Here is a 274-nt window from a genome sequence, read left to right as displayed (position 1 = left end):
GGCAAGATTTTGTCTTGGTAACGCCCGGCATCCGTTTGGACATTGCCGGCAACAACGACGACCAACGCCGCATCATGACGCCTGCCGAAGCATTGGCGGCAGGTTCGACTTATCTGGTGATGGGCCGCCCTGTTACCCAAGCCGCCAATCCGGTAGCCGTATTGCGCGAAGTGAACCGCGTAGCGAACCTTGAAGCAAACTGATTTTCAGACGACCTTACAGGTTGAGGCCGTCTGAAAAAACACAACGGAGGCAATATGCCCACCAAGTTCCA

Annotated in this window: 1 protein-coding gene; it reads left to right on the top strand. The window is 55.1% G+C overall.

Translation table 11 applies throughout. The features are described 5' to 3' along the window. Positions 1 to 203, top strand: a 203-nt coding sequence (locus ACTHS3_RS17860) for an orotidine 5'-phosphate decarboxylase / HUMPS family protein (RefSeq protein WP_440368758.1), incomplete at its 5' end; no start/stop codon positions are given. Positions 204 to 274: the final 71 nt, after the last annotated feature.

This window comes from Neisseria sp. P0009.S007 (assembly GCF_051962515.1).
This window is presented reverse-complemented; position numbering and strand designations above follow the sequence as displayed.